Origin of the sequence: Mesorhizobium loti (assembly GCF_013170705.1) — a bacterium.
In the GTDB taxonomy this organism is placed as follows: Bacteria; Pseudomonadota; Alphaproteobacteria; order Rhizobiales; family Rhizobiaceae; genus Mesorhizobium; species Mesorhizobium loti_D.
Window position 1 is genome coordinate 1216514 of sequence record NZ_CP033334.1, and the last position, 26134, is coordinate 1242647.

Here is a 26134-nt window from a genome sequence, read left to right on the forward strand (position 1 = left end):
TTGTTTGAGGAAAGAACAAATCTATCGGCCCCGCTGCCTTAATCATGATGCGTCGATGCCGACGCTGAAGTCGACATTCTCCCAACGCATCGCATCGGGCCAGAAAAAAGTGAAGACGAGGGTGTCTCCCGGCTCCAGTCCGGCGACCGGCAGGTCGACCAGATGAACGCCGAAAGCGTTCTCGCTGGTTTTGTGGTCCTGGACCGTCAGCCATTTGTCGCTGCTCCAATGGACAACGCCCGGCGCCGAAAGCTCGACGCGCAAAACCTTGCCGGCCGGGATGGAGCGGATCTTGTTGTTGAAGCGCCATGTCCTGAGCGGCGAGCTTGTCTTGCCCTTGATGTAGCGCTCGACGCCTTGCGGCGGCATGTCGAAGACCGCGCCGTCGCGCAGCGAGCGCAACAGCTTGATGTGCTCGGCATGTGCCCAGACCAGCGGCATGGCGCTGCCCGACGGTTTGCCAAGCCACAACTCGCGGTCCGGCACATCCGCGTTGTCCCAAACCTGTTCCGGTAGCAGCCCGCCTATGCCCGCCGAACGCTCGAAGGTCTCGAGAAGCTGCACGGCTTTCTCCTTGCGGCCGGCGGCAAGCTCGTAATGCGCCCGCTCGCCGGCGAGCAAGGGCCAGGCGCGTCCCTGGCCGGTGCCGTCAAAAGGCGCGCCGTCCTCGTGCTCGCCATAGCCGTCACTGGTGTAGCGGTACCAGACCGGGCCTTGCGGCAGATCGCAACGCAAAAGCGCATCGACGGCCTTGACCGTATCGACGATGCGCGGATCGTCGGCCGCCCTGAGGCCAAAGCGAACCAGGGCCAGGGCGTCGGGACTGACTATGGCTTCCGCCGGTTTGTCGGTGTCGGCCGGTGGACGGTTCTTGATCGGCACGAAGCCGTCCTTCGGCGTGGCGGCGCCCGCATCGTCCGGCGGCGCGATGCGGACATAATAGCCTGTGACGCCTGCGTCGATGGAGAGCTGAGTGCCCGTGACGTAGGTCCAGCGTTCGATCTGATCGTTCCAGCAATCAGCGGTTTCGCGCAGGTAGTTTGCCGGCTCACTCTTTCCGGCGACATCCAGCATGTCGGCGGCGGCAAGCAGCGCGGCGATCTCGACGGCCAGCGTGAACGGGCTGTATCCGGCGTCCTCCTCCCAGCGGTCCTCGCCGGTGACGGGTCCGTTGCGCACGACATAGGAAGCGGCGGCTTCGATCATGGCCATGAAATCGGCGAGCCTGGCACGCGGCAGATGGCCCGCGCGGCGCAAGGCGTCGGCCAGAAGCAGCGGAAAGGCGCATTCGTCCATCTGGATGCCGGGCCAGTAGGCGGTGCCGTCCGACCAGACATTCTGCGGCCAGTGACCGTCCGGCTGCTGGATCGAGCGCAGATAGGCCAGGATCTGCAGCGCCTGCTTGCCGTCGCCGGCGGCAAGGAAACCGCCAGCCGTCTCGACCAGGTCGCGGGGCCAGACTAGGTGGTAGCCGCCGAGATCGTCGTCGCCCTTGTTGAAGCCCCATGGGATCGACAGGCTGGCAACGGCGGCGCCGGGTCTCGCGACCGAGAGATGCGTGGCCAGAACCGCGGTGCTCACACGGTAGGTGTTCAGCCCGGAGGCGGTGTGGCGGTCGAGCTTCTCCAGCCCGGTCTGAAATGCCCGCCAGTTCCCGACATAGGTTTCGGCGGCGGCGTCGAAACCCTGCTTGAGACTGGCCAGCGCCAGGTCCGCGGCTGCTTCCGGCGAAGCGCCGAAGCCAAGCGCCAGCAAGGCCGTGGTCTTGCCAGGGGAAAAGCCGATCTCACCGGTCAGCGCGACATTGCCGTCTTCCGCCCGCTGGCAGGAGGGATCGAGCGCACCGCCGTTCTGCAATTGCTGCCATCCGTCGGAGAAACCGACATAGCCGGCCGAGCAGTCATGCCAGGGCAGTGAGGAAGCCAGCGCCAGGGAGACGCCGCGCCCCGTGGCGAAGAGCATGCGCTGGCCCTTGTGTTCGCCAACCCAGGCGGTATTGCCCATGCCCGCGTTGACGAGGTGCGGCGCAAGCAGCGCGTGGACATGGTAGCCGGCTGCTGGACCTTTCAGCGGCACGAATGCAATCTCCTGCAGCAGGACAGGCCGTTTCGGATCCGTAATGATGCGTTTTTCGATACGGTAGGCGCCGTCCGCCGCGGTGTTGGTCAGCCTGTAGCCCGGCACGCCGTCCTCGAACGGCGCGATGGCGTGCGCGGCGTCGCGCTTCTCTTCCGAGAAATAGCCGCCGGGGCCGGTGACGATCAGCTCCATGTCGCGCGTGCAGGCGCTGTCGAGACGCGGATAATAGATCTCGTTCAAGATGCCGTGACTGATGGTGAACCAGAGCGGGCTCCTGGCCGAAAACGCGGTGCCGACGCCACTCTTGGCGCTTGATGTCCAGCGCGCCGGTATTCCGGGGGCGCCTTTGGCGACGGTCGGCGTTACTGCCATCAAATGGCCTCCTGTCGTGCTCCTAGACCATGTGCGGGCGGCTTTTTCAATCATCGCACCGCAAGTTGATCGAAGGCACGCCAAGCTTTGCAGTTGACAGCTTGCGGTTCGTCTGAATTTGTCTGACAATAGATAAAAAACAGGGACTGTGCGTAACGATCATCAGGCAAAACTAGCAACTTTGGGAGGAAATCATATGAAGAAACTGCTCGTTCTGGGTGCGCTGACGGTTATGTTGGCCTCGGGCACCGCACTTGCCGACACCAGCGGCAAGAAGATCGCGTTCTCCAACAATTACGCCGGCAATTCGTGGCGGCAAGCCATGCTCGACAGCTACGGCATCGTCACCAAGAAGGCGGTCGCCGACAAGATCGTCGGCGCGGCCGACATCTTCACCACCGCCGACAAGGAGGTGCCGACGCAGGCAGCCCAGGTGCAGAACCTCATCCTGCAGGGCTATGACGCCATCGTCATCAACGCCGCCTCGCCGGATGCGCTCAACGGCGCCATCAAGCAGGCCTGCGACGCCGGGATCGTGGTCGTCTCCTTCGACGGCATCGTCACCGAGCCCTGCGCCTATCGCGTCGTTGTCGACTTCAAGGATATGGGCAAGCAGGAAATCGAGCAGATGGCCAAGTTCCAGCCGAAGGGCGGGAACCTGCTGGAAATCCGCGGCCTTGCCGGCACATCCATCGACGATGCCATCCATGCCGGTATCCTCGAGGGCGTCGCCGCCCATCCCGAATTCAAGATCGTCGGTTCGGTGACCGGCGACTGGGACCAGACGACGGCGCAGAAAGCGGTCGCGACCATCTTGCCCTCGCTGCCCGATGTCGTCGGCATCGTCGATCAGGGCGGGGACGGCTATGGCGCGGCACAGGCTTTCGCCGCCGCCAAAAAGCCGCGCCCGACCATCATCATGGGCAACCGCCAGGACGAGCTGAAGTGGTGGAAGGAACAGAAGGACAAGGACGGCTACAAGACCTGGTCGGCTTCGATCGCACCCGGCGTGTCCTCGCTTGCCTTCTGGGTGGCGCAACAGGTGCTCGACGGCCGCAAGGATATTCCGCACGATCTCCTGGTGCCATATCTGGCCTTCACCCAGGACGATTTCGAGGCCGCGCTGCCGAAGATCAAGGAAGGCGGCGTCGCGACCCACGAATACAGCCAGGCAGATGCAATGGCGGCCATCAAAGCCAACATCAAGTGAGCATCGCGGCAGCGTTGCCGTCCGTATCGCCGAGCGGGTACCGTTGAGCATGCCTGAAGGGAACGCTGACATCATCAGACTGAACGGCGCCGAAAAACATTTCGGCGCCGTTCGCGCGCTGGGCGGGGTGGATTTTCATGTCGGGCCTGGCGAGTGCGTCGGCCTGGTCGGCCACAATGGCGCCGGCAAATCGACGCTGATGCACATGGTGGCGGGCACGATGGTGCCCGACAGCGGCAAGATCGGCGTGCATGGCGGCATCGAGGAGAACTACTCGGTGTCGCGTGCGCAAAAACTCGGCATACGTTGCGTGTTCCAGGAACTGTCACTCTGCCCCAACCTCAGTGTCGCCGAGAACACGCGCATCAACCATGCCTCGCTCTCCGGCTTCGGCTGGCGGCGCAATGCGGCCGCGCTGATCACCGCCAAGCTGGACGAGATCTTCCCGGACCATGGCATCTCGGCCTGGGACATTGTCGGCGACCTCTCGATCGGGCGGCGCCAGATGGTCGAGGTGGCGCGCGCCTTCACGGTCACCCAGGACCGGCTCGATCTCGTCATTCTCGACGAGCCGACATCGTCGCTCGACGCGCATACGGCCGGTCAATTGCTGGCCTTCGTGCGCCGCTTCGTCGCCGGCGGCAAGAGCTGCATCCTGATCTCGCATGTGCTGGGCGAGGTGCTGAAGAACGCCGACCGGATCGTGGTGATGCGCGACGGCAAGGTGGTGGCGTCGGATGCGGCCGATGTCTTCGACCGCGACCGGCTGGTGACGGTGATGGGCGGCGCGGAAGCACGCCGCAAGATCGCGGCGCAAGCGGCTGCCGCGAAACCCGGGGCGGGTCCGCTGCGGGTGCGGGCACGGCCCGCCGCGCAGAAGGATGGCGCCGACCTCGAGGCGCGGGCCGGCGAGATCATCGGCCTTGCCGGATTGGCCGGTCATGGCCAGACCGACCTGCTGCTGGCGATCTTCAGCGGAGCCTCGCGTGCCAAGACGGGGATCGAGGTGACCGCGCCAGTGGCGCTTGTCGCGGGCGACCGTCAGTCGGACGGCATCTTCCCGCAATGGTCGATCGCGCAGAACATCGGCATCCGTTCGCTGGCGCGCCTGCGCAAGGGGTTGTTGATCTCGCCACAGCGCGAGGCCGAACTTGCCGAGGCCTGGCAGAAGAGGATCGGCATCCGCACGCCCGACATGAACAACAACATCTTCTCGCTGTCGGGCGGCAACCAGCAGAAGGCATTGTTCGCCCGCGCGCTCGGCTCCGACGCGCAGATCGTGCTGATGGACGACCCGATGCGCGGCGTCGACATCGGCACCAAGCTCGAAGTGTACGACCTCGTGCGCGAGGAGGCTGGCCGCGGCCGCACCTTCCTCTGGTACACGACCGAAACCGAAGAGCTCGACAATTGCGACCACGTCTATGTCTTCAAGAACGGCCGCATCGTCGCCAACCTCACGCGCGACGAACTGACGGAGGAAAAGATCATCCAGTCCTCGTTCGGCGATGCGGCCTGAGATGACGGCAGCATCCATCGACAATGGCTTCAAAGGGGCGGCGGCGCGCAATGCGGCGGCGCGCGCCCGCCTGCTGCGTGGCTTGCTGCCGGCGCTGTCCTTGGCGCTGGTGCTGCTCGCCATTGCCTGGCTCAATCCACGCGCGATCAGCTATTTCGGCTTCAGCCTGATGCTGAACCTGGCGATCCCGATCGCGCTGGCGACGATCGCGCAGATGTTCGTCATATCAGGCAATGAGCTCGACCTGTCGATCGGCACGTTTGTCGGTTTCGTCGGCTGTGTCACCGCGACCTGGCTGAAGGACGCGCCGCTCATCGGCGTCGCCATCCTGCTCGGCTCGATCGGCGTCTATGCGCTGCTCGGCGCGCTGATCCATCTGCGCAATCTGCCTTCCATCGTGGTGACGCTCGGCATGAGTTTCGTCTGGCAGGGGTTGGCCATTCTCGTCCTGCCCAAGCCCGGCGGCAAGGCGCCGGACTGGCTGCTGGCGATCATGTCGTTCAAGCCGCCTTTCATTCCTTTCCCGATCATCGCGGCGCTGCTGATCGGTCTCATTGTCCATTTTGGCCTGATGCGCACCTCCTATGGCGTGATCCTGCGCGGTTCCGGCGGCAATCCGGCAGCGCTTCGACGTGCCGGCTGGTCGTTGCTCAAAACCAAGGTCGTGCTGTTCGCGCTGGCCGGCCTGTTCGGCGTGCTGTCCGGCATGGCGCTGATCGGCATCACCACCTCGGCCGACGCCAATATCGGCAATGGCTACACGCTGCTGGCGATCGCCGGCGTCATCCTCGGCGGCGGCGAATTCGTCGGCGGCCGGGTGTCGCCGATCGGCGCGGTGATCGGCGCGCTGACGCTGGCGCTGGCGGCCTCGCCGCTGCTCACCTTCATGCACATTCCACCCGACTGGCAGGTGGCCGCCAACGGCGCCATCCTGATCATCGTGCTGGCGGCGCGGGTGCTGATCAGCCGCAGGGAGAGGTGAGGCGATGGTCTTGGTGAAATCGCTGGCCGCCAAACCCTGGGTCTGGTCGTTCGTCGGCGCGCTTGTCGTGTGGCTGGCGACGATCGCCTTCACCGGCGGCCATGGCGCCGGCGGCATGGTCACGGCGGCACTCTCGCTCGCGGTGTTCACCGTCATCGTCGGCGTCGGCCAGATGTTCGTCATCACGCTCGGGCCCGGCAATGTCGACCTGTCGCTGCCGGCCAATATCGGGCTCGCCAGTGCCGTTGCCATGAAGGTGATGGCCGGCAGCGACGCCATGATCGTGGTCGGGCTGCTTGCCGCGCTCGCCTGCGGCGCGGCGATCGGCGCGGTCAACTACCTGCTGATCTGGGCGCTGCGCATTCCACCGATCATCGCCACCTTGTCGGCGAGCTTCATCATCCAGTCGATCGACATCAGCTATGGGCGCGGGCTGCAGATCAAGCCGCCGCCCGGTTTCGCCGATTTCACCAATTGGCAGATCCTGGGCATTCCCGTGCTGGCGATCCTGACCGTGCTGTTCACCATCGGGGCGGCCATCGCCTTGCAGCGCATGATCTATGGCCGCTCGGTGCTGGCGATCGGCCAGAACATCCGCGCCGCGTGGCTCGCCGGCGTCAATGTCGGCCGCATCCGCTTCCTCACCTATACGCTGTCGGGGGCGCTCGGCGGCATCGACGGTGCGCTGCTCGCCGGTTATTTCCGTGGCGCCAATGTCGATATCGGCAATGAATACCTGCTGGCCTCGATCGCTGTCGTCGTCATCGGCGGCACGTCGGTCGCCGGCGGCAAGGCCAATGTGCCGGGTGTGTGGGGCGCGGCGCTGTTCCTGGTGTTGCTGCTCACCATGCTCAACACGTTCGGCGTCAGCGCCGGCGTGCGGTTGCTGCTGACGGGGCTGATCATCGTCGGCGTCATTACGGCTGCCGGTGGGGAGAAGGCGGTGCGCTGAGTCGTCCGGTTACGCACTGCCCTCGAGGTGCCTTGCAAGCATCAGCCTTAATTCCTCGAGCACGCCGTCGCGCAACCGTTTCTCGCCGACCAGCGCCAGCGGGATGCGCATCAGCTGCGGCACGATGACGGCGAGCCGCTCGGCCTTGCCGGCTGGAAGCGGCGGCTCGGCCCGCGCGAACAGCGCGGCGATCTGGTCGCGCCGGCGAGCCCGCATCGCGCGGCGCCAGCCATCGTCACCGGGCAGGTCGAGCAACGCGGAATAGACCGGGTGCGTGGCGACGAAACGGCCCAGCACCTCGAACAGCGCGTCGGCGATCGCTGCCGGCGCCAGGCCCTTGGCCTGTTCCTGCAAGGCGTCAAGCTGAGTTGACAGGGTTTCCGCGTTCTCGGCCAGAATGGCTTGCGCCAACGCTTCCTTGGTGGGGAAGAAAAGGTAGAGCGTGCCGATGGCGGCGCCGGCTCGGGCGGCGATCTCGGTCATCGTGGTGGCGTCGAAACCCTTCTCGACGAACAGCGCTGCCGCGCTCGCCATGAGTGCCGCGACCCGTTCGCGCCCTCTTTTTTGCTGCGGCGCACGCGGATTCGCCACCGACGCTCTTGCTTTTTCCGAGGCCATCCTCATATTCCAAACCTGAGACTATCCTCATATATACCGCTGACGGCAACCGCGCCAGCATCCTTGGACCTTGCCACCATGAATACCGCCGCAGACAGCCGCCCGCAGAGCCACAAATGGATGGTCCTGAGCAATACCACGCTCGGCATGCTGGCCGCCGCCATCAATGGCTCGATCCTGCTGATCAGCCTGCCGGCGGTGTTCCGCGGCATCGGCCTCAAGGCGCTCGATCCCGGCAATATCAATTATCTGCTCTGGGCGATCATCGGCTACATGATCGCCACAGCGGTGCTGGTCGTGGCCTTCGGCCGGCTCGGCGACCAGTTCGGCCGGGCGAAAATGTACAATCTCGGTTTTGCCGTCTTCACCGCCGCCTCGATCGCGCTCGGCCTGTTGCCGGGACAAGGCGATTTCGCAGCGATATACCTGATATCCGTGCGCATCATCCAGGGCATTGGCGGCGCGCTGATCATGGCCAACTCCACTGCGCTGCTCACCGATGCCTTTCCGGAAAACGAGCGCGGTTTCGCGCTCGGCATCAATGTCGTGGCGGCGATTGGCGGCCAGTTTGTCGGACTTTTGATCGGCGGCCTGCTTGCCGACACCGACTGGCGTCTGGTGTTCTGGATCAACGTGCCGTTCGGCCTCGTCGGCACGGTCTGGGCGTATCTCAAGCTGCACGATGCGCCGAACCGCTCCACCCACACGATCGACTGGCTCGGCAATATCAGCTTCGGCCTCGGCCTCGTGCTCATCCTCACCGCCATCACCTACGGGCTGCAGCCCTATGGCGACCAGGTGATGGCGTGGACCAGCCCGAAGGTGTTGATCCTGTTTGCGGTCGGCTTCGCCTCGCTGATCGCCTTCGTCTTCATCGAGCAGCGCGTCGCCAAGCCGATGCTCGACCTCAAACTGTTCCGCATCCCCGGCTTCGCCTATGGCAACATAGCCAATCTCGCCTCGGGCATAGCACGCGGCGGGTTGCAATTCATGCTCATCGTCTGGCTGCAAGGCATCTGGCTGCCGCTGCATGGCTATTCCTTCGAGGAGACGCCGCTGTGGTCGGCGATCTTCATGCTGCCGCTGACGGTCGGCTTCCTCATCGCCGGTCCTGTATCGGGCTATTTCTCCGACCGGGTCGGCGGCGTGCCCTTCGCTGTTGGCGGCATGGTCGTGGGCGCCGCGAGCTTCGTGGCGCTGATGGCGCTGCCGGCCGATTTCTCCTACACGGTTTTCGCCGCGCTGCTGTTCCTCAACGGCCTCGGCTCCGGCCTGTTCGTGGCGCCGAACTCGACGCAGATCATGAATTCGGTGCCGGCGCGCGAACGCGGCCAGGCCTCCGGCATGCGCGCCACCACCACCAATGCCGGCCAGGTGCTGTCGATCGGCCTGTTCTTCAGCCTGATGATCGTCGGCCTCGCCGCCAGCCTGCCGCAGAGCATGGAGGCCGGCCTGCTGGCGCAGCACGTGCCTGAAGCGGTCGCTCACCAGATCGCCAACATGCCGCCGGTCGCCAGCCTGTTCGCAGCCTTCCTCGGCTACAACCCGATGGGCGAACTGATCCCGGCCAATGTACTGCACGCGCTGCCGCAGCAAAGCATCGACACGCTGACCGGCCATGTCTTCTTCCCTGAGTTGATGTCGGGGCCGTTCAAGCATGGCTTGGTCTTCGCCTTCACCTTCTCGGCCATTCTCTACCTTGTGGCGGCGTTCGCCTCCTGGCGCGGCGGACGCACCATCGATACCGCGATGCCGGAGATGCTGGCGGCGGAGGGTGCCGGCCGGCGCTGATCCACACGGTAAACACTGTGCCAGGCAGGCATCTGGTTCCCATCCGCGCCATAGCCCTGTAAATCCCGATCGCGGCCATGCCGCTCACCATTGTTGGGAGGTTTGTGTGTCCGATTTCGTGAAGGTCAGCCGGGACGGCGACGTTGCCATCGTCATCATCGACAATCCGCCGGTCAACGCGCTGAGTTTTCATGTCCGCGATCCGCTGATGCACGCGCTGGTTTCCTTGCGCGGTGATGTTTCGGTCGCGGCCATCGTGATTGCCTGCGCTGGACGGACTTTCGTTGCCGGCGCCGACATCACGGAATTCGGCAAGCCGGTGCAACAGCCCGATCTGCGCGCCCTGATCGTCACGCTTGAGACCATCGCCAAGCCGACGGTCGCCGCCATTCACGGCACCGCGCTCGGCGGCGGCCTGGAGCTGGCGCTTGGCTGCCATTTCCGCGTTGCCGATGCCGGCGCCAGGCTCGGCCTTCCCGAGGTGAAGCTTGGGCTATTGCCGGGCGGCGGCGGCACTGTACGGCTGCCGCGCCTGGTCGGCGGGGTGAAGGCGCTGAGGATGATCGTTTCCGGCACGCCGATCGGTGCGGCCGAGGCGCATGCCGCCGGTCTCGTGGACGCCGTTTTCGAAGGCGATCTGACCACGCATGCCGTGAACTTCGCCCGGGAGATCGCCCGCAAGGGTGGCCCCTTCACGCCGGTGCGTGATCGCGACGACGGGCTCAAGGAAACCGACCTCAGGGCTTTCGATGCCGAGGCCGCCGACCTCGCCAGGAAAGCGCGCGGGCTGGAAGCGCCGATCGCGTGTGCGCAAGCGGTGCGCAACGCCGTCACGCTGCCCTTCGACGAGGCGCTGGCGGCGGAGCGCGCGCTGTTCGTGACGCTTGTCGGCAGCGACCAGTCGCGCGCCCAGCGTCATCTGTTCTTCGCCGAACGCGAGGCGGCAAAGCTTCCCGGCAAGGACACGCCCAAGCGCAGGATCGCACGGATCGGCGTCATCGGCGCCGGCACGATGGGCGGCGGCATCGCCATGGCCTTCGCCAATGGCGGCTATCCCGTGACCTTGCTGGAAACCAGCGGGGAGGCGTTGCAACGCGGGCTGGGCACGATCGAGAAGAACTATGCGGTCTCCGTTTCGCGCGGTTCCCTGACCGAGGACGCCAAGCGGCAGCGGCTCGCCCAGTTCAAGGGCTCCACCGATCATGCCGATCTCGCCGAGTGCGACCTGATCATCGAGGCGGTGTTCGAGGACATGGCGGTCAAGAAGGAGGTTTTCGGAAAGCTGGATGCCGTCGCCAAGCCGGGCGCGATCCTTGCCACCAACACTTCCTATCTCGACATCAATGAAATCGCCGGCTCGATCTCGCGGCCGCAGGATGTGCTCGGCCTGCATTTCTTTTCGCCGGCCAATGTCATGAAACTGCTGGAGATCGTGCGCGCCGAAAAGACCGCGCCGGATGCGCTGGCGACGGTGGTCGACCTCGCGCGGCGGATCGGCAAGGTAGCGGTCGTCGTCGGCGTCTGCCACGGCTTCGTCGGCAACCGCATGCTGGCCGCGCGCGGCTCGGAATCGGAAGCGCTGCTTCTGGAGGGCGCGACACCCAGCCAGATCGACAAGGCCTTCACCGATTTCGGCTGGCCGATGGGGCCGTTCCAGATGGGCGATCTCGCCGGCCTCGACATTGGCTGGCGCAACCGCAAGGCACGCGGCCTGACGGCCGTGATCGCCGACACGCTGTGCGAGCAGGGGCGCTTCGGCCAGAAGACCGGCCGTGGTTTCTACCTTTACGAGGCCGGCGCCCGGGCAGGCGTTCCCGATCCCGAGGTGGAGGCGCTGATCCGCGACAAGGCGGCCGAGCGGGGCATCGAACCGCGCGCGATCGGCGCCGAGGAGATCATCGAGCGCACGCTCTATCCCATGATCAACGAGGGGGCGAAGATCCTCGAGGAAAAAATCGCGGCCCGCGCCTCGGACATCGACGTCGTCTGGGTCAATGGCTACGGCTTTCCCATCGGCAAGGGTGGCCCGATGTTCTGGGCCGGCCTCGAAGGCGGAGCCAGGATCGTCGAACGGCTCGAGCATTGGTTCCGGCAGACCGGCAAGGATGTGTTCAAGCCGGCCCCGCTGCTGAAGCGGATGGCCGAGACCGGCTCCTGGGAGACCGACGCGACGGCCTGACCAGATGCCGAGCGTTATGGCGGTTATCGAATCCGCGCGTCGATGATCTCGACGAAGCGGGCGAAGAGGCCGGCCTGCGACTTGATCTTGAGCTTGCGGTAGATGTTGCGGCGGTGGACCTTCACGGTTCCCGGCACGATCCGCATGGCTCTGGCGATCGATTCCGTCGAGTGGCCCTGCAGCACCAGGTCGACCACATGCTTTTCGCGCGGCGTCAGCGACAGGCTCTTCCAGATATGGGCACGGTCGAACTCGTTGACCGCGGCGATCGGCTGATCTTGCCTGGCTTCAGCCGGCTCGTCGATGGGAAGGGTAGGCCAGCGCAGCCGGATGAAGCTGATCACGGCCGGCGCCATATCGCGCAGCAGCCTGGCGTCGGCGGTGCCGAACGGGCCTGAAGCGCGCAGCCGCATCAGCGACAGCACCAGCGCGTCCTTGCCGGGCAGCGGCACGAAGAAGCCGACCTCCTCGGCCAGCCTGGTCTGGCTGTAGTAGGAGCGAAAGTACTCGCTGGCGTAGAAGCGGTCCGGCGCCAGTTCGCGCATGCGCCAGAACCCCTCCTTGCGCTCGACCGCGGCGTGGTGGAACGGATCGAGCAGATAGGGCCCTTCCTGGTAGAGCGCGACGAAGACATGGCTTTCCGCCGGCGAGAAGGTTTCGAACAGCAATGGCGGGCGCGAGGCGCCGCGATAGCCGAAGACCACGCAGTGGTCGAAGCTGACATGCTGGCGCAGCCAATCGACCATCGCCTTGCCGAACAGGTCGCCGCTCGTCTCCCGCGTCGCCGCGACAAGGGCGGCGAGCCGGCTGTATTCGTCGCTGCGGGACGCACCCAATACCTACCCCTCTAAACGCGAAAATAGATCAGATATACCACCTGCGAGGTATATACTAGTCGCCATTGGCTCTGGTAGCGTTCGGAAATAGCCCTGTCGCTGGAGCCCGCAGCCTTTGACCGCAGTGCCCGACATCGAGTTTCGCGGCGTCACCAAGCGTTATGGCGCGGTGACCGCGGTCAGCGGCATCGATCTGTCTGTCCCGCCCTCCGCCTTCGTCGCCCTGCTCGGGCCGTCCGGCTGCGGCAAGACAACGTGCCTGCGCATGATCGGCGGCTTCGAACAGCCGAGCGAAGGCCAGGTGTTCATCCGCGGCCAGGACATGGCCGGCACGCCGCCCTACCGGCGGCCGGTCAACATGGTGTTCCAGCAATATGCGCTGTTTCCGCACCTGGATGTCGAGGACAACGTTGCCTACGGGCTGCGCCAGGCACGGCCGCGGCTGTCGTCGCGCGAGATTGGCCAGCGGTCCGGCGAAGCGCTCGAAATGGTGCGGCTTGCCGGCTATGGCGGCCGCAAGATCCACGAACTGTCGGGCGGCCAGCAGCAGCGTGTCGCGCTGGCGCGCGCGCTGGTCAACAAGCCGGCGGTGCTGTTGCTCGACGAGCCGCTGGCCGCGCTCGACAAGAAGCTGCGCACCGACATGCAGATCGAGCTGCAGAACCTGCAGCGCGAGATCGGCATCACCTTCGTGCTTGTCACCCACGACCAGGAGGAAGCGCTGTCGATGAGCGATTTCGTCTGCGTCATGAATGGCGGGCGCATCGTCCAGCTCGGCCAGCCGAGCGAGATCTACGACGAGCCGGCCGATCTGTTCGTCGCCGATTTCGTCGGCAAGACCAATCTGTTGAGCGGCAAGGTCACCGGGCATTCGGGCGATCTGGTTGACGTGGCGCTGGCCGACGGCACCGTCATTGCGGCGCGCAAGCGGACCGCCTTGCGGCAAGGCGAGACCGTTTCGGTCAGCCTGCGCCCGGAATCACTCAGCCTCGGCGCTCCGCAAAGCGGTCCGCTCATGGGCATCGTGCGCAACCGCATCTTCCTGGGCTCGACCGCGGAATACGCCATCGAGGTCCAGGGCATCGGAACGCTGCTGGCCAAGGCCGACCATCTGATCGGACAAGGCAATCTCTTCAAGCCGGGCGAACCCGTCGCCATCGGCTATGCCGCCGGAACGCCGCTGGCGTTTCCGGAAACCAAGAACAACGGGACCAACCAGAGGGTAAACCAAAATGTCGAAATCATATCGTGACGGACTGCCGATAAGCCCTGAAAAATTCGTCGACCAACTGATGCGCCTCAAGCGCGGCTCGATCGGCCGCCGCGACTTCCTGGGCCTTACCGGCCTCGGCATTGCGACGGCGGTGATGGCGCGTGAGATCGGCATCATGCCAACGCCGGCTTTTGCCGCCGAAAACCTGGGCGACCGCATGTCGATCGCCACCTGGCCCAACTACCATGATCCGCAGACCTTCGAGAACTTCAAGAAGGACACCGGCGTCGCCGTCGAGGTCAACGTGTTCGGCTCTAACGAGGAGATGCTGGCCAAGCTGCAGGCCGGCGCCTCGGGCTGGAGCCTGTTCGTGCCGACCAATTACACGATCTCGACCTACAAGAAGCTCGGCATCATCGAGCCGCTCGACATGGCGAAACTGCCGAATTTCGACAGCACGCAGGAAGACCCGCGCTTCACCTCGGAGGGCACGATCGACAAGGTGATCTACGCCGTGCCGAAGAACTGGGGCACGACAGGTTTCGCCGTCAACACCAAGAAGCTGACCAAGCCGATGACGAGCTGGAAGGAGTTCTGGGACACGGCCATGGCCGAGGGCGACGGCCGCACCATGGTGCACGACTACCAGCTGACGACGATCGGCAATGCGCTGAAGTACTTTGGCTACTCCTTCAACTCGCTCAAGCAGGACGAACTTGCCAAGGCCGAGGAACTGCTGCTGAAGGTCAAGCCGCATCTGTTCGCGGTCTCCTCCGACTACCAGCCGGGCATGCGCGCGGGCGACGCGTGGATGACGATGTGCTGGACCAATGACGGCGCGCAGCTGCATCGCGACATTCCCGAGATCGCCTATGTGCTGGGCAAGGAGGGCGGCGAAATCTGGACCGACTTCTACGCCATCCCGAAGGACGCGCCGAACAAGCCGGCCGGCTATGCACTGCTCAACTACCTGATGAACCCGCAGGTCGCGGTGAAGGAGCACCTTGCCAACGGCGCGCCCTCGACCGACGCCCGCGTCAACAAGCTGCTGCCCAAGGAAGTGCTCGACAATCCGATCCTCTATCCGGCGGCCGACCTGTTGACGCCGCTGGAGTTCGGCGCAGCGGCAACGCTGACCGATCCGGGCCGCGCCGAGCTGATGGCGCGCTTCAAGTCGGCCTGAGCGCCGGCCTGACGCGGACAATTGACCGGCGGGCGCACGCCCGTCGGTATCGGGGCGGTTTCAAATGCACGGCAACAGATTTCGTCACAATTTCCTGACCGCCTTGCTGCTTGCTCCGGCAACGGCGTGGCTGGTGGTGTTCCTGGTGCTGCCGTTCATCGCGATCGCCGTTTTCAGCGTCGGCGAGCGGGCACCGGAAGGCGGCTATCAGGCGGCCTTCACCTTCGCGCAATATGCCAACCTTCCGGCGCGGGCGACGGCCTTCTGGAACACGATGGTGCTGGCGCCGGTGGGCGCGCTGGCCTGTCTGCTCGTCGCCTACCCGGTCGCCTACTACCTCGCCTTGCGGGCACCGCAGCGCTGGCGGCTGATCCTGCTCGCGCTCGTCGTCATTCCGTTCTGGACCAGCCTTCTGATGCGGACCTATGCCTGGATGTACATTCTGGGCGGACGCGGCATCCCGGCGCTGCTCGCCTTTGTCGGCATCGAGGATGTCAGGCTGATCAACACGCCGGGCGCCGTGCTGCTCGGTATCGTCTACGGCTACCTGCCGCTGATGATCCTGCCGATCTATGTCAGCCTCGAGCGGCTCGACCGTAGGCTCTTGGAAGCATCCGCCGATCTCGGCGCGACGCCGCTGTCTACCTTCCTCGGCGTGACCCTGAAACTTTCGCTGCCGGGCGTGATGACCGGCTTCTCGCTGGTGATGATCCTGCTGCTCGGCGAATACCTGATCCCGACGCTGCTTGGTGGCGGCAAGGTTTTCTTCATCGGCAATGCGCTGGTCGACCTGTTCCTGCAGTCGCGCAACTGGCCGTTCGGATCGGCCATCGCCATCACGCTGGTGCTGGTTTCGGTTGTGGTGCTGATCGTGGCCAACCGCATCTCGACCCGCGTCTCGGGCGCCCGCCGCGTGGACCTGATCTGATGCGCGCCTTCGTCATTGCCGTCTTCGGTTTCCTCTATCTGCCGATCGCGCTGGTCGTGCTGTTCTCCTTCAATGCCGGCCGCCATGCCAGCGAGCTCACCGGCTTCTCGGTGCAGTGGTACGGCACGGCGCTGTCGAACCCGTTCCTCGTCGAAGCGCTGAAGAACAGCCTGTTCATCGCCACCACCAGTGCCCTCTTGGCAGCGGTGTTCGGCACCGCGGCAGCGCTTGGCCTCGCGCGTGTCGGAATCAGAACCCGGGCCGTCTTCGACGCGCTGCTGGGAGCCGCGATCGTGGTTCCCGGCGTTGTCATCGGCATCTCGACGCTGGTCGCGCTCGTCCAGCTGTTTGCTGTCGTCAATCCGTTCCTCGCTTCGATCTGGCCTGACGATCAGCCGCCGCGCCTGTCGCTCGGCTATGGTTCGATCATCGCTGCGCATGGCCTGTTCTCGATGGCGCTGGTGACGATGATCGTCGGCACGCGGCTCGGCAGTCTCGACCGCAATCTCGTGGAGGCGTCGAGCGATCTCTACGCGACGCCGCTGACGACATTCCGCTCGATCGTGCTGCCGCAGATCATGCCGGCGGTGGTCGCCGGCTTCCTGCTCGCCTTCACCTTTTCCTTCGACGATTTCATCATCGCCTTCTTCGTCGCGGGCGCGCAGACGACGCTGCCGATCTATGTGTTCGCCTCGATCCGGCGCGGCGTGACGCCGGAAATCAACGCCATCGCGACGATCGTGCTCGTCGCTTCCGTCCTGCTCGTGGTGCTTGCCCAGTGGCAGTTGCGCCAGCGCAAGCCATCCAACTGAAAGCCGCATCATGATCCTCAAAGACCGCATCGCCGTGGTGACAGGCGCCGGCTCCGGCATCGGCCGCGCCGGCGCCATGATCATGGCCAGGGAAGGCGCAATGGTCGTCATCGCCGACAGGGACCAGGCCGGCGGCGAGGCGACAGCTTCGGATATCCGCGCGGTGGGCGGCGGTGCCGAGGCTATCGCCACCGACGTTTCGGATGACGCCGCTGTCGAAAAGCTCCTTGCCGGCACGCTGCAAAAGCATGGTCGCATCGACATCCTGCACAATCACGCCGGCATCCAGGTCGGCGGCACGCTGACCGAGGTCGGGACCGACGGCATGGATGCCTCGTGGCGGGTCAATGTGCGGGCGCAATTCCTGGCCGCGAGGATCGTCATGCCGTCGATGATCGCGCAAGGCGGCGGCGTCATCCTCAACACCGCCTCGAATTCGGGTGTCTTCTACGACCGCGAGATGATCGCCTACGCGACATCGAAGCATGCCGTGGTGGCGATGACGCGGCAAATGTCGCTCGACTATGCCCGGCACAATGTGCGGGTCAACGCGCTCTGCCCGGGCTGGGTCGACACGCCGTTCAACGAGCCGTTCATCGCCCAGATGGGCGGACGCGAGGCGATCGAAACCTATGTCCGCACCAAGATCCCGATGGGCCGCTGGGCGAGTGCGGAAGAGATAGCGGAGGCGATCCTGTTCCTCGTCTCCGACCGCTCATCCTTCATGACCGGCCAGGCGCTGGTGATCGATGGCGGCGAGAGCATCGGCTGATCCCTGATTTCGCGCAATCCCCAGGGAAAGCGCCAAGCGCTTTTCCCGGGAAAACCGCTACACACTTTTCCTGGAATTGCTCCCAGCTGTTTCCGCCGTTAGCCAGTCCGCGAAGGTCGTCATCGCCTGCGAGTTCTGTCGCCTGCGCCTTGCCGACAGCCAGTAGCGGCCGACATCGACCGTGCTGTCGAAGGGCTGCACCAGCTGGCCGCAACCAAACTCGCGGCTGAACATCGAGACCGGCAGCAGCGCCACGCCGGCGCCCTGGACGGCGGCGTTGGCCATGGTGACGGAGGAATCGAAGACGATGCCCTTGATCGGTGGGCAATGGCGGCCCGCCGCCTCGAACCAGCGCAGCCACTCGTCTTCCCGGTAGGAGCAGAGCAGCGTCTCGCGGGCGAGATCGGAGGGGTCGCGCAGGCGCGCGGCTATGTCGGGCGCGCAAGCAGGCGAGAACGAGCCCGACATCAGTGGCGTGTTGTCCGTCCCTTGCCAGGAGCCGTCGCCGAAACGGATGGCGAAGTCGAGGCCGTCGGCGGCGAGGTTGACCCGGTTGTTGTTGGTCGAGATGCGCAGTTCGATGTCCGGATAGGCCTGGTGGAACAACGGCAGTCGTGGGATCAGCCAGCCCGAAGCGAAGGTGCCGACGACGCCGACCGTGACGATGTCGTGGAAGCGGCCGCCCTCGAAACGGTCGAGCGTGATGCTGATCCTGTTGAAGGCGTCGCTCAGCACCGGCAGCAAGGCTTCGCCTTCATCGCTTAAAGTCAGCCCGTGCGGCAGCCGGCGGAAGAGCCTGACGCCAAGCACCTCTTCAAGGCCCTTGACCTGATGGCTGATGGCGGCCTGGGTGACGCGCAGTTCGAGGCCGGCGCCGGTGAAGCTGCGATGCCGTGCCGCGGCCTCGAAGGCGCGCAAGCCGTTCAGAGGAAGATGCGATCGCTTCATCGGGTGCAGCCCTAAATTTTCTTATGGCGGAGGCGACGTTTACTCGTTTGCGATGGCGTCGGATCCGGTCCAGTTCTGCGGCGCGGGGCAACAGAGAGTGTGAACATGACGAGCAGACGCAGTTTCATTGGTGGTCTCGCAGTGGTGTTGACGGCCCCCATCACGCTTGGCGCGGCGGCGAAGGCGGCAACAAGCCCGACAAAATTTGATGGGGTCTTGCCGAAAATAAGGCGGATCGAAGCGAAAAGCGGTGGCCGGCTTGGTGTTGCCTGCCGGATCGCGGGGACGGGGGTTCAGTTCGGTTATCGCGAGAACGAGTTGTTTCCGATATGCAGCACCTTCAAGACGCTTGCCGCGGCGTTCATCCTGCATCGCGTCGACGGCGGCATCGAACAGCTCGACCGCAGCATGGAGGTGCCGCACAACGCCGTTGTCGCGAACTCGCCAACGACCAAGAACCATGCCGGCGGCGCAATGACGGTGGCGCAGCTTTGCGAGGCCGCGGTGACGGTCAGTGACAATGGCGCCGCCAATTTGCTGCTGGCCTCCTTTGGCGGACCGCCGCAACTGACCGCCTATCTGCGCTCGATCGGCGACACAGTGACCAGGCTCGACCGTATCGAGCCGGAGCTGAACGAATCCGTTCCGGGCGACCCCCGCGATACGACCTCGCCGCTGGCCATGATCGAGGATTACGAGCGCCTCGCTCTCGGCGACAGCCTGTCGCAAAAGAGCCGGGCGCAGCTCGTCGACTGGCTGGTCGCCAACAAGACCGGCGACGACCGCATCAGGGCAGGACTGCCGAAACGCTGGAAATGCGGCGACAAGACCGGCACCGGCGAGCATGGTAGCACCAATGACGCGGCGGTCATCTGGCCGACGTCAGGCAATCCGGTCCTGATGTCGCTCTACCTGACCGGCACCGGGCAGAGCCTGGTCAAGCGCAATGCGACGATCGCCTCGGTCTCGCGCGCCTTGGTGGAAGCAATCGAGGCATGAGCCTTCGGAGCGGCGCGGCGGTGCCGCGCCGCCTTTCTCACACATGCTTGCGGCCGCCGGTCTCGCGGAACCAGCTGTCCGGGTAGGGATACCACCATTCCTGGATCGCCGGCTTGTGGTCGATGATGACCATCTTGGAACGGCGGAAGGCGTCGAGGCCCTGGCGGCCGAGTTCGCGGCCGAGGCCGGACGCCTTCCAGCCGCCGAAGGGCAAGGCGTCATTGTCGATCAGCGGGTTGTTGACCCAGACCATGCCGGCTTCGAGCCGCTCGGCCGCCTCATGCGCCTCGGCGAGGTCCGTCGTGAACACCGAGGCGCCGAGCCCGAACGGGCTGTCATTGGCAAGCCGGATCGCCTCATCGAAATCCTTCACCCGGCAGATGGCGGCGACCGGCCCGAAACATTCCTCGCGCACGATCGCCATGTCAGGGGTGACACCGGTCAGGATCGTCGGTTCGTAGAACCAGCCGGTGTTGTGCGCCGGCGGGACGCGCCCGCCCGTGACGGCTTTCGCTCCGTGCGCGACGGCGTCATCGACCAGCCTCATCACCTTGGCCCGCGCACTTTCGCTGACCAGCGGCCCGATCTCGGTCTTGTCCATGCCGTTACCGATGCGCAGCGCGCGCGTCCTCTCGGCGAACAGGTCGACAAAGCGGTCATGCACGGCGTCGACGACGAAGAAGCGCTCGGCCGAGGTGCAGACCTGGCCGGTGAGGTGGAAGGCGGCGGTGACGCTGCCGGCCGCCGCGACCTCGAGCGGGGCATGTTCGCTGATGATCAGCGGATCGCTGCCGCCGGCCTCGATGATGCAAGGCTTCATGCGCTCGGCGCAAGCCACCGCCACCGCCTTGCCGGCGGCGACCGAGCCGGTGAAGGCGACCGCATGGGTGCGTTCGGAAGTGATCAGCGCCTGCGCGGTGGCCGCGCCGCCCGGCAGGCAGGAGACCAGCCCTTCAGGCAACGCGCGGAATACGGCCATGTAGTCCAGCGTCGACAGCGTCGTCGCCTCGGCCGGCTTAATGACGCAGGCATTGCCAGCGGCAAGCGAGGCGGCCACCGTCCAGCACATCAGCAGGATCGGAAAATTGTAGGGCATGATGTGGACAGAGACGCCATAGGGTTCGTAGCGCGCATACTGGAAGGAACCGGCCTGCGTCGTGCCGGCGACCTTGCCGGCATCGTCGCGCGCCATCTCGGCATAGTAGCGGAAGATCGGCGCGCAATTGGCGATCTCGCCGATGGCTTCGGGATAGGGCTTGCCCATCTCGCGCACCATCAGTTCGGCGCAGCGCGTGAAGTCCGCCGCCTCAATGGCGTTGGCGACGGCATGGAGGTGTTTCGCCCGGCTCTTGGCGTCGAGCTTCTTCCAGGCGACCTGCGCTGTCGTCGCGGCGGTCAGCACGGCGTTGATTTCGTCGTCGCCGGCCGCCGCGATGGCGCCGACCGTTTCAAGCGTGGCCGGATCGACCACCGGTCTTCTCGCGCCGGCCATCGGCCGGTAGTCCGGATTGACGAAGAAGGTCGGCCGGTCAGGGGAGAAATGCATTTGTGTCCTTCTCCACGCATGGAGCCTGTTTTGAGGATTCGCCCGGCCGAGGCTCAGCGGATCATGTAGACCTTCTTGATAGTCTCATGGACGGTGCAGACGCCCCTCCAGTCCTGCGGAAAGAAGGCCGCCGTGTCCGGTTCGATTTCGATCACCTCGCCGGATTCATGCACATAGGTGCAGCGGCCTTCGAGGAAGTGGCAGAACTCGTCGCGGGTGACGTGGCAGTGCCATTTGCCGGGGGTGCAGACCCATAGGCCGCACTCGGAGCGGCCTTCGGGCCCTTTGTGCAGCAATTTACCCGAGGTGTGGGATTGCCCCTCGATCATGGTCGGGATGATGCCCCAGTCGACGAGGTCGGTGATGGCCAAGGGGGATTGCATGATGGGCGTGGTCATATCGATTCCTTGAAATGGGCTCACCGGCACATGAAGGCCTTGGTCAGCGTTTGCGTGATGATGGAGATGCCGGTCCAGCCGGCGGGGAAGAACACGAGCGTGCCGGCCTCCACCGGAATCTCTTCGCCGTTCTCGTGGACATAGCTGCCGTGACCCGACAGGAAGTGGCAGAACTCGTCGGCGGCGAAGGCGACCTTGCGGGTGCCCGGCGTGCAGGACCACAAGCCGCATTCGCTCGATCCATCCGGATTCCGCGACAGGATCTTGCCGGAGGCGCGCGGCGCGCCGGCAAGCGTGTTGCTGCCCGCCCCCCAATCCTCCAGTTCCACGATCGAGGCCTTTGGCCAATGCGGTGTCGGCATGTCATGCTCCTATGAAGTGTCAGGCCAGCATGTAGATGTTGCGCATGGTCTCATGCACGGTGCATTCGCCCGTCCAGCCGGCGGGGAACATGACCACGGTCCCGGCCGACACTTCTATCACTTCACCGACATCCGACCGATAGGTCGCACGGCCGGCGACGAAATGGCACAATTCATCACGCGGGATCGAGAGCCGCCAGCGGCCCGGCGTGCACACCCAGATGCCGGATTCTGGCTGGTTGTTCGGGCCCTTGTGTACCAGCCTGCCGGTGGAATGCGAGGCGCCTTCCAGCACGTCAGGCTGGGCGCCCCAGTCGACGAGATCGGTGCGGTTGGAGGCCTGATGGAGGTGTGGGGCGGAAGAGGTCACAGCAGTTCCTCCAGCAGCCCAGCCGCCTTTTCCGGGCCATTCTGCGCGTGCATCTGTGCTGATGTCTTCGCCAGCTTAGCCTTCATCCTGGCATCGGTCAGGCAGGTCTCGATCTTCGCGGTCAGCTCGGCATCGTTCCAGTCGTAGCGCGGCATGCCGAAGCCGTGGCCGGTTTCCTCGACCCGGGTGGCGTTGTCGTGGCCGTCCCAGACATAGGGCATGATGATCGCCGGCTTGCCGAAATAGAGGCACTCGGTGAACGAGTTGTTGCCGCCATGGTGGATGACCGCATCGACCTGCGGGATGACCGAGGGCTGCGGGAACCAGCTCTCGACGATGACGTTGCCGGGTACGTCCGTGTACTGGTCCTTGTAGCCGCCGACATTGACCAGAGCGCGGTAGCGCGTCTTGCCCAGCGTCGCGATGATACGCTTCAGCAAGTCGACATCGCCGGCGCCGAGGCTGCCGAAGGAGACATAGAGCAGCGGCCCATCATTGTTCTTCGCGAAGGTCGGTATCGCATAAGGTTTCTCCTGCCGCACGCAGCCTTCGAGATACTGGAATTTCGCCGGATCGAGCGGATGGCGGCGCTTGAATTTCGCGGCCTCGGGATAGAGCAGCAGATTCAGATAGGGCGACGACTCGAAGAACTGGCCGACCGGATAGGGCGCTTCGTTGTTGGCGGTGAGAAAGGCATTGAAGTCGTCATGGATCGGCTTGATCACCGCGTTGAAATGGTCGCGGTAGCGCTGGTGTCCGGCATGATCGTTCTCGCCGCAGCCGGAGAGATGCGGCGGGATATCCTCGTCCTCGATCTCGTTTTCGGAACAGGAGATGACGCGCACCCACGGCTTGCCGAATTGTTTTATGGCCGGGAACAGGATGACGTTGTCGACGCAGATCACGTCGGGCTTGATGGCGGCCAGCACGCCGGGCAGATCCTTCTGCGCCCATTTGGCGCTGTCGACGATCGCGGTCCAGCAATCCTTGACGTAATTGTCGACCTGATCGTAGGGCGACTTGCGGAAATTCGGGATGTGGCCGTTGATGAAATCCTCCCAGAATTTTGCCATCTGCTCTGGCGGCATCGGCTCGGAGAGGTTCACCGGATGCGCCTCGAAACCGTAGCCCCTGTAGACCTCGACAAAGCCGGGGTCCGACAGGAACACAGCCTTGTGGCCGCGCGCCTCGACGGCTTGCGCGATGCCGACGGAATTGAGCGCCGGGCCGTAGGCGGCTTCTGGAAAAAACGCGATCGTCTTCTGCGCCATCAGGCTTCTCCTCTATTCCTCAAAAATTCTGACATCGGCGGCGTCCCAGCCGAGTTCGACCTGGTCGCCTGATGCGACAGGCCGCCGGTCGGCGGCGTCGGCGGTGACGCGCACCAGAAACGGTTTTGGCGACAAGGGCGTTCGGACATGCAGCTGCAGGTCGAGTCCGTGATAGGCCAGCGCCTCGACCGTGCCGGCGGCGCGGTTGGCGGTCTCGGCTGACGGGAACAATCGGATGCGTTCGGGCCGCACCGACGCGACAGCGGACGCGCCAGGTAAAAGTGCGGCGGGGACCTTGCCCGTGACGCGCGCGCCGTTCGCGGCCAGCACGCCATCGGCGGCGGCCTTGCCGGGCACGAAATTCATCACACCGATGAAATCGGCAACGAAGCGATCGGCCGGATGTTCATAGATCGCGTGCGGCGTGTCGCATTGCAGCAGCCTGCCGTCTTTCAGCACCGCCATGCGGTCGGCCATGACCAGCGATTCCTCCTGGTCGTGGGTGACGATGACGAAGGTGATGCCGACCTCGTGCTGCAGGCGCTTCAGCTCCAGCTGCATGGCGCCGCGCAGTTTCTTGTCGAGCGCGCCGAGCGGCTCGTCGAGCAGCAGCAGGCGCGGCCGCTTGACCAGGGCGCGGGCGAGCGCGACGCGCTGCTTCTGGCCACCGGACAATTGCTCCGGCTTGCGGTCGGCGAACGGGACCAGTTCGGTGGTCGCCAGGATGGCGTCGACGCGGGAGCGGATTTCCTTAGCCGGCAAGCGCTCCATTTCCAGCCCGTAGGAGACATTGGCGCGTACGCTCATATGCGGGAACAGCGCGTAGGACTGGAACATCAGGTTGACCGGCCGCTTGTTGGGCGGCGTCCGGGCGATGTCCTTGCCGTCGAGCAGGATGCGTCCGTCGGTCGGGGTCTCGAAGCCGGCCAGCATGCGCAGGAGCGTGGTCTTGCCGCAGCCGGAGGGCCCAAGCAGCGCGAAGAACTCGTTCTCCCTGATGTCGAGCGAGATGCCGTCGACAGCGGTGACCCGGCCGAATTTCTTCGACACATGGTCGATGGCCAGCAGCGTGCGCGGTTCGCTCATTGGCCGATAATCCCTCGATTGAGCCGCTGCGACAGGGTGAGCGCGATGATGGAGACGGCCATGACGATGGTCGCCAGCGCATTGATCTCCGGCGTGATGCCGAAGCGGATCATGGCGTAGATCTGCATCGGCAGCGTGGTCGAGGCACGGCCGGCACCGGATGTGAAGAAGGCGATGATGAACTCGTCGACCGAAAGCGTGAAAGCAAGCAGCGCGCCGGCGATCACCGCCGGCAGGATGACCGGCAAGGTCACGCGCCGGAAGGTGGTTATGGCGGAGGCGCCGAGGTCGGCGGAGGCCTCGGCGATCGACCAGTCGAAACTCTTCAGCCGGGCACGCACCACCGAGCAGACAAAGGCGAGGTTGAAGACGACATGGGCGAGGATGATGGTGTGCAGCCCCATGGTCAGGTTGAGCATGGAAAAGAACGACAGCAACGCGATCGCCAGCACGATGTCGGGAATGATCATCGGCGCGAAGATCAGCGCTTCCAGGCCCCTGCCGTATTGCCGGCGCATCTCGACGCCGATCGCCAGCAGCGTGCCGAGCAATGTGGCGATGGCGGTGGAGACCAGCGCCACGATCAGCGTGTTGAGCGCGGCGGAGAGGATCGCGGAGTTGTTGGCCAGCGATACATACCATTTCAGCGAAAAGCCCGACCATGCCGTCGGCAGCCCGCCTTCGTTGAAGGACAGTGCGACCAGCACGGCGATCGGGATGTAGAGGAAAGCGAAGACGAGGGTAAGCACGAACCAGAGCGTGCGCCGCGTGGCTGGGGAACGCTCAGCCATCGACATTACCTTTGGCCTCGGCCACCCGCCCCGAGGCGCGGTCGGCGGCCAGCGCTTGCGCCATCAGCACCAGAAGCATGATGGCGATCAGCGCCATGGCGAGTGCCGCGCCGAAGGGCCAGTCATTGGCGGTCAGGAACTGGTCGTAGACCAGATTGCCGATCATCTGGAAACGGCCGCCGCCGAGCAGCGCCGGGGTGACGAAATTGCCGATCGACAGCACGAAGACGAAGACGGCGCCGGCGGCTATGCCGGGCACGGTCAGCGGCAGGATGACACGGCGAAAGGTGGTGGCGGCCGAGGCGCCGAGATCGCGCGAGGCTTCGGCAAGCTCCGGGTTGAGCCGGGACAAAGGCGCGTAGCAGGCGAGGATGACGAAGGGCAGATAGTTGTAGACCAAGCCGGCAATGACGGCGCCTTCGGTATAGAGCATCGACGGCGGCTCGCCGGCGTAGCCGAACCAGCGCAGCAGTTGCGTGATCAGGCCTTCACGGTTGAGCAACACGATCCAGGCGTAGGTGCGGATCAGGTAGTTGGACCAGAACGGCAGCACGGCGAAGAACAGGAACACCGGCTGCCACCGGCGCGGCGCGGCAGCGATCGCATAAGCGGCGGCATAGCCGACCACCACCGCGATCAGGGTGGCTGTGCCGGCGATGCGCGCCGATTTGAGGAAGATGCCGGCATAGAGCGGGTCGAAGACCAGCCCGAAATTCTCCAGCGTGAAGGTATAGTCGATGCCGCCATAGATGCCGCGCCGGAAGAAGGCGAGCGCCAGCACCAATGCGCACGGCACCACCATCAGCGCGGTCAGCCAGACCAGCGCCGGGGCCATCAGGAAGGAGGAGCGAAGTCGGGTCTGGGACAATTCAGGGTACCGCTCAGGGCCGGCAGACGAAGCGCTGCCGGCCGTGATA

24 protein-coding genes are annotated in these 26134 nt (G+C 64.9%); 12 read left to right on the forward strand and 12 right to left on the reverse strand.

The genetic code is table 11. The annotated features are described in order from the left end of the window. Window positions 1–42: 42 nt before the first annotated feature. Entirely contained in the window at window positions 43–2451 is a 2409-nt protein-coding gene (locus EB815_RS05870) for a glucan 1,4-alpha-glucosidase (protein WP_065005487.1), read from the reverse strand. Window positions 2452–2647: 196 nt separating this feature from the next. On the opposite strand from EB815_RS05870, the gene EB815_RS05875 reads away from it, so the two are divergent. Genes EB815_RS05875 through EB815_RS05890 form a run of 4 tightly spaced genes read left to right on the forward strand, consistent with a single transcriptional unit; the run spans window position 2648 to window position 7114 of the window. Continuing rightward, entirely contained in the window at window positions 2648–3661 is a 1014-nt protein-coding gene (locus tag EB815_RS05875) for an ABC transporter substrate-binding protein (RefSeq protein ID WP_056574797.1), read from the forward strand. Window positions 3662–3710: 49 nt separating this feature from the next. Then, window positions 3711–5180: a sugar ABC transporter ATP-binding protein gene (locus EB815_RS05880; protein WP_056574800.1), complete on the forward strand. Its 1470-nt coding sequence runs from the start codon at window positions 3711–3713 to the stop codon at window positions 5178–5180. Between the two features lies 1 nt (window position 5181). Next, window positions 5182–6162, forward strand: a complete 981-nt coding sequence (locus EB815_RS05885) for an ABC transporter permease (protein ID WP_056574803.1) — start codon at window positions 5182–5184, stop codon at window positions 6160–6162. A gap of 4 nt (window positions 6163–6166) precedes the next feature. Then, a complete protein-coding gene (locus EB815_RS05890; protein ID WP_056574806.1) occupies window positions 6167–7114 on the forward strand; it encodes an ABC transporter permease in 948 nt (315 codons plus the stop codon). Between the two features lie 9 nt (window positions 7115–7123). Here the strand turns inward: EB815_RS05890 and EB815_RS05895 are convergent, their stop codons facing one another. Next, window positions 7124–7648, reverse strand: a complete 525-nt coding sequence (locus EB815_RS05895) for a TetR/AcrR family transcriptional regulator (protein ID WP_162258938.1) — start codon at window positions 7646–7648, stop codon at window positions 7124–7126. A 162-nt stretch (window positions 7649–7810) separates the two neighbouring features. Here EB815_RS05895 and EB815_RS05900 point away from each other — a divergent pair, with 162 nt between their 5' ends. Then, window positions 7811–9523 (forward strand): MFS transporter, encoded by a 1713-nt coding sequence (locus EB815_RS05900; protein ID WP_056574812.1) that lies wholly within the window; start codon window positions 7811–7813, stop codon window positions 9521–9523. A gap of 106 nt (window positions 9524–9629) precedes the next feature. Next, on the forward strand, window positions 9630–11702 hold the full coding sequence (locus EB815_RS05905; protein ID WP_056574815.1) for a 3-hydroxyacyl-CoA dehydrogenase NAD-binding domain-containing protein: 2073 nt from the start codon (window positions 9630–9632) through the stop codon (window positions 11700–11702). Window positions 11703–11725: 23 nt separating this feature from the next. On the opposite strand, the gene EB815_RS05910 is transcribed toward EB815_RS05905, so the two are convergent. Next, on the reverse strand, window positions 11726–12538 hold the full coding sequence (locus EB815_RS05910; protein ID WP_056574818.1) for a LuxR C-terminal-related transcriptional regulator: 813 nt from the start codon (window positions 12536–12538) through the stop codon (window positions 11726–11728). Between the two features lie 115 nt (window positions 12539–12653). Between EB815_RS05910 and EB815_RS05915 the strand changes: the two genes are divergently transcribed. The 5 genes from EB815_RS05915 to EB815_RS05935 all read left to right on the forward strand — a co-directional run bounded on the left by EB815_RS05915 (window position 12654) and on the right by EB815_RS05935 (window position 17446). Further along, a complete protein-coding gene (locus EB815_RS05915; protein WP_065005489.1) occupies window positions 12654–13790 on the forward strand; it encodes an ABC transporter ATP-binding protein in 1137 nt (378 codons plus the stop codon). After that, a complete protein-coding gene (locus tag EB815_RS05920) occupies window positions 13771–14934 on the forward strand; it encodes an ABC transporter substrate-binding protein (RefSeq protein ID WP_056574827.1) in 1164 nt (387 codons plus the stop codon). Before EB815_RS05915 ends, EB815_RS05920 begins: the two co-directional genes overlap by 20 nt. Before the next feature lie 64 nt (window positions 14935–14998). Continuing rightward, window positions 14999–15862 (forward strand): ABC transporter permease, encoded by an 864-nt coding sequence (locus tag EB815_RS05925; protein ID WP_056574830.1) that lies wholly within the window; start codon window positions 14999–15001, stop codon window positions 15860–15862. Beyond that, window positions 15862–16674 carry an ABC transporter permease gene (locus EB815_RS05930; protein WP_056574832.1) on the forward strand — a complete coding sequence of 271 codons (813 nt, stop codon included), beginning with the start codon at window positions 15862–15864 and terminating at the stop codon, window positions 16672–16674. Before EB815_RS05925 ends, EB815_RS05930 begins: the two co-directional genes overlap by 1 nt. Before the next feature lie 10 nt (window positions 16675–16684). Further along, entirely contained in the window at window positions 16685–17446 is a 762-nt protein-coding gene (locus EB815_RS05935) for an SDR family NAD(P)-dependent oxidoreductase (protein WP_056574835.1), read from the forward strand. A 57-nt stretch (window positions 17447–17503) separates the two neighbouring features. Here the strand turns inward: EB815_RS05935 and EB815_RS05940 are convergent, their stop codons facing one another. After that, entirely contained in the window at window positions 17504–18394 is an 891-nt protein-coding gene (locus tag EB815_RS05940; protein WP_056574838.1) for a LysR family transcriptional regulator, read from the reverse strand. Window positions 18395–18499: 105 nt separating this feature from the next. Here EB815_RS05940 and bla point away from each other — a divergent pair, with 105 nt between their 5' ends. Next, window positions 18500–19393 (forward strand): class A beta-lactamase, encoded by an 894-nt coding sequence (gene bla, locus EB815_RS05945; RefSeq protein WP_056574841.1) that lies wholly within the window; start codon window positions 18500–18502, stop codon window positions 19391–19393. Window positions 19394–19430: 37 nt separating this feature from the next. On the opposite strand, the gene EB815_RS05950 is transcribed toward bla, so the two are convergent. Genes EB815_RS05950 through EB815_RS05985 form a run of 8 tightly spaced genes read right to left on the reverse strand, consistent with a single transcriptional unit; the run spans window position 19431 to window position 26052 of the window. Then, window positions 19431–20939 carry an aldehyde dehydrogenase family protein gene (locus EB815_RS05950; protein ID WP_056574843.1) on the reverse strand — a complete coding sequence of 503 codons (1509 nt, stop codon included), beginning with the start codon at window positions 20937–20939 and terminating at the stop codon, window positions 19431–19433. A gap of 53 nt (window positions 20940–20992) precedes the next feature. Continuing rightward, window positions 20993–21337: a cupin domain-containing protein gene (locus EB815_RS05955; protein WP_056574846.1), complete on the reverse strand. Its 345-nt coding sequence runs from the start codon at window positions 21335–21337 to the stop codon at window positions 20993–20995. Window positions 21338–21357: 20 nt separating this feature from the next. Further along, window positions 21358–21699: a cupin domain-containing protein gene (locus EB815_RS05960; protein WP_056574850.1), complete on the reverse strand. Its 342-nt coding sequence runs from the start codon at window positions 21697–21699 to the stop codon at window positions 21358–21360. 19 nt (window positions 21700–21718) lie between these two features. Further along, entirely contained in the window at window positions 21719–22069 is a 351-nt protein-coding gene (locus tag EB815_RS05965; protein WP_056574853.1) for a cupin domain-containing protein, read from the reverse strand. Further along, a complete protein-coding gene (locus tag EB815_RS05970) occupies window positions 22066–23340 on the reverse strand; it encodes a glycosyltransferase (protein WP_056574857.1) in 1275 nt (424 codons plus the stop codon). Before EB815_RS05970 ends, EB815_RS05965 begins: the two co-directional genes overlap by 4 nt. Before the next feature lie 12 nt (window positions 23341–23352). Then, window positions 23353–24426 (reverse strand): ABC transporter ATP-binding protein, encoded by a 1074-nt coding sequence (locus EB815_RS05975; RefSeq protein ID WP_056574860.1) that lies wholly within the window; start codon window positions 24424–24426, stop codon window positions 23353–23355. Next, window positions 24423–25217 carry an ABC transporter permease gene (locus EB815_RS05980; RefSeq protein ID WP_056574863.1) on the reverse strand — a complete coding sequence of 265 codons (795 nt, stop codon included), beginning with the start codon at window positions 25215–25217 and terminating at the stop codon, window positions 24423–24425. The genes EB815_RS05975 and EB815_RS05980 overlap by 4 nt, the downstream gene beginning before the upstream one ends. After that, a complete protein-coding gene (locus EB815_RS05985) occupies window positions 25210–26052 on the reverse strand; it encodes an ABC transporter permease (protein ID WP_056574866.1) in 843 nt (280 codons plus the stop codon). Before EB815_RS05985 ends, EB815_RS05980 begins: the two co-directional genes overlap by 8 nt. Between the last annotated feature and the right edge of the window lie 82 nt (window positions 26053–26134).

Coding starts and splice junctions, on each gene's coding strand:
- EB815_RS05870 (WP_065005487.1), bottom strand. CDS start 2,451: ATGGCAGTAACGCCGACCGTCGCCAAAGGCGCCCCCGGAATACCGGCG.
- EB815_RS05875 (WP_056574797.1), top strand. CDS start 2,648: ATGAAGAAACTGCTCGTTCTGGGTGCGCTGACGGTTATGTTGGCCTCG.
- EB815_RS05880 (WP_056574800.1), top strand. CDS start 3,711: ATGCCTGAAGGGAACGCTGACATCATCAGACTGAACGGCGCCGAAAAA.
- EB815_RS05885 (WP_056574803.1), top strand. CDS start 5,182: ATGACGGCAGCATCCATCGACAATGGCTTCAAAGGGGCGGCGGCGCGC.
- EB815_RS05890 (WP_056574806.1), top strand. CDS start 6,167: ATGGTCTTGGTGAAATCGCTGGCCGCCAAACCCTGGGTCTGGTCGTTC.
- EB815_RS05895 (WP_162258938.1), bottom strand. CDS start 7,648: ATGGCGAGCGCGGCAGCGCTGTTCGTCGAGAAGGGTTTCGACGCCACC.
- EB815_RS05900 (WP_056574812.1), top strand. CDS start 7,811: ATGAATACCGCCGCAGACAGCCGCCCGCAGAGCCACAAATGGATGGTC.
- EB815_RS05920 (WP_056574827.1), top strand. CDS start 13,771: ATGTCGAAATCATATCGTGACGGACTGCCGATAAGCCCTGAAAAATTC.
- EB815_RS05925 (WP_056574830.1), top strand. CDS start 14,999: ATGCACGGCAACAGATTTCGTCACAATTTCCTGACCGCCTTGCTGCTT.
- EB815_RS05930 (WP_056574832.1), top strand. CDS start 15,862: ATGCGCGCCTTCGTCATTGCCGTCTTCGGTTTCCTCTATCTGCCGATC.
- EB815_RS05935 (WP_056574835.1), top strand. CDS start 16,685: ATGATCCTCAAAGACCGCATCGCCGTGGTGACAGGCGCCGGCTCCGGC.
- EB815_RS05940 (WP_056574838.1), bottom strand. CDS start 18,394: ATGAAGCGATCGCATCTTCCTCTGAACGGCTTGCGCGCCTTCGAGGCC.
- bla (WP_056574841.1), top strand. CDS start 18,500: ATGACGAGCAGACGCAGTTTCATTGGTGGTCTCGCAGTGGTGTTGACG.
- EB815_RS05950 (WP_056574843.1), bottom strand. CDS start 20,939: ATGCATTTCTCCCCTGACCGGCCGACCTTCTTCGTCAATCCGGACTAC.
- EB815_RS05955 (WP_056574846.1), bottom strand. CDS start 21,337: ATGACCACGCCCATCATGCAATCCCCCTTGGCCATCACCGACCTCGTC.
- EB815_RS05960 (WP_056574850.1), bottom strand. CDS start 21,699: ATGCCGACACCGCATTGGCCAAAGGCCTCGATCGTGGAACTGGAGGAT.
- EB815_RS05970 (WP_056574857.1), bottom strand. CDS start 23,340: ATGGCGCAGAAGACGATCGCGTTTTTTCCAGAAGCCGCCTACGGCCCG.
- EB815_RS05975 (WP_056574860.1), bottom strand. CDS start 24,426: ATGAGCGAACCGCGCACGCTGCTGGCCATCGACCATGTGTCGAAGAAA.
- EB815_RS05980 (WP_056574863.1), bottom strand. CDS start 25,217: ATGGCTGAGCGTTCCCCAGCCACGCGGCGCACGCTCTGGTTCGTGCTT.
- EB815_RS05985 (WP_056574866.1), bottom strand. CDS start 26,052: ATGGCCCCGGCGCTGGTCTGGCTGACCGCGCTGATGGTGGTGCCGTGC.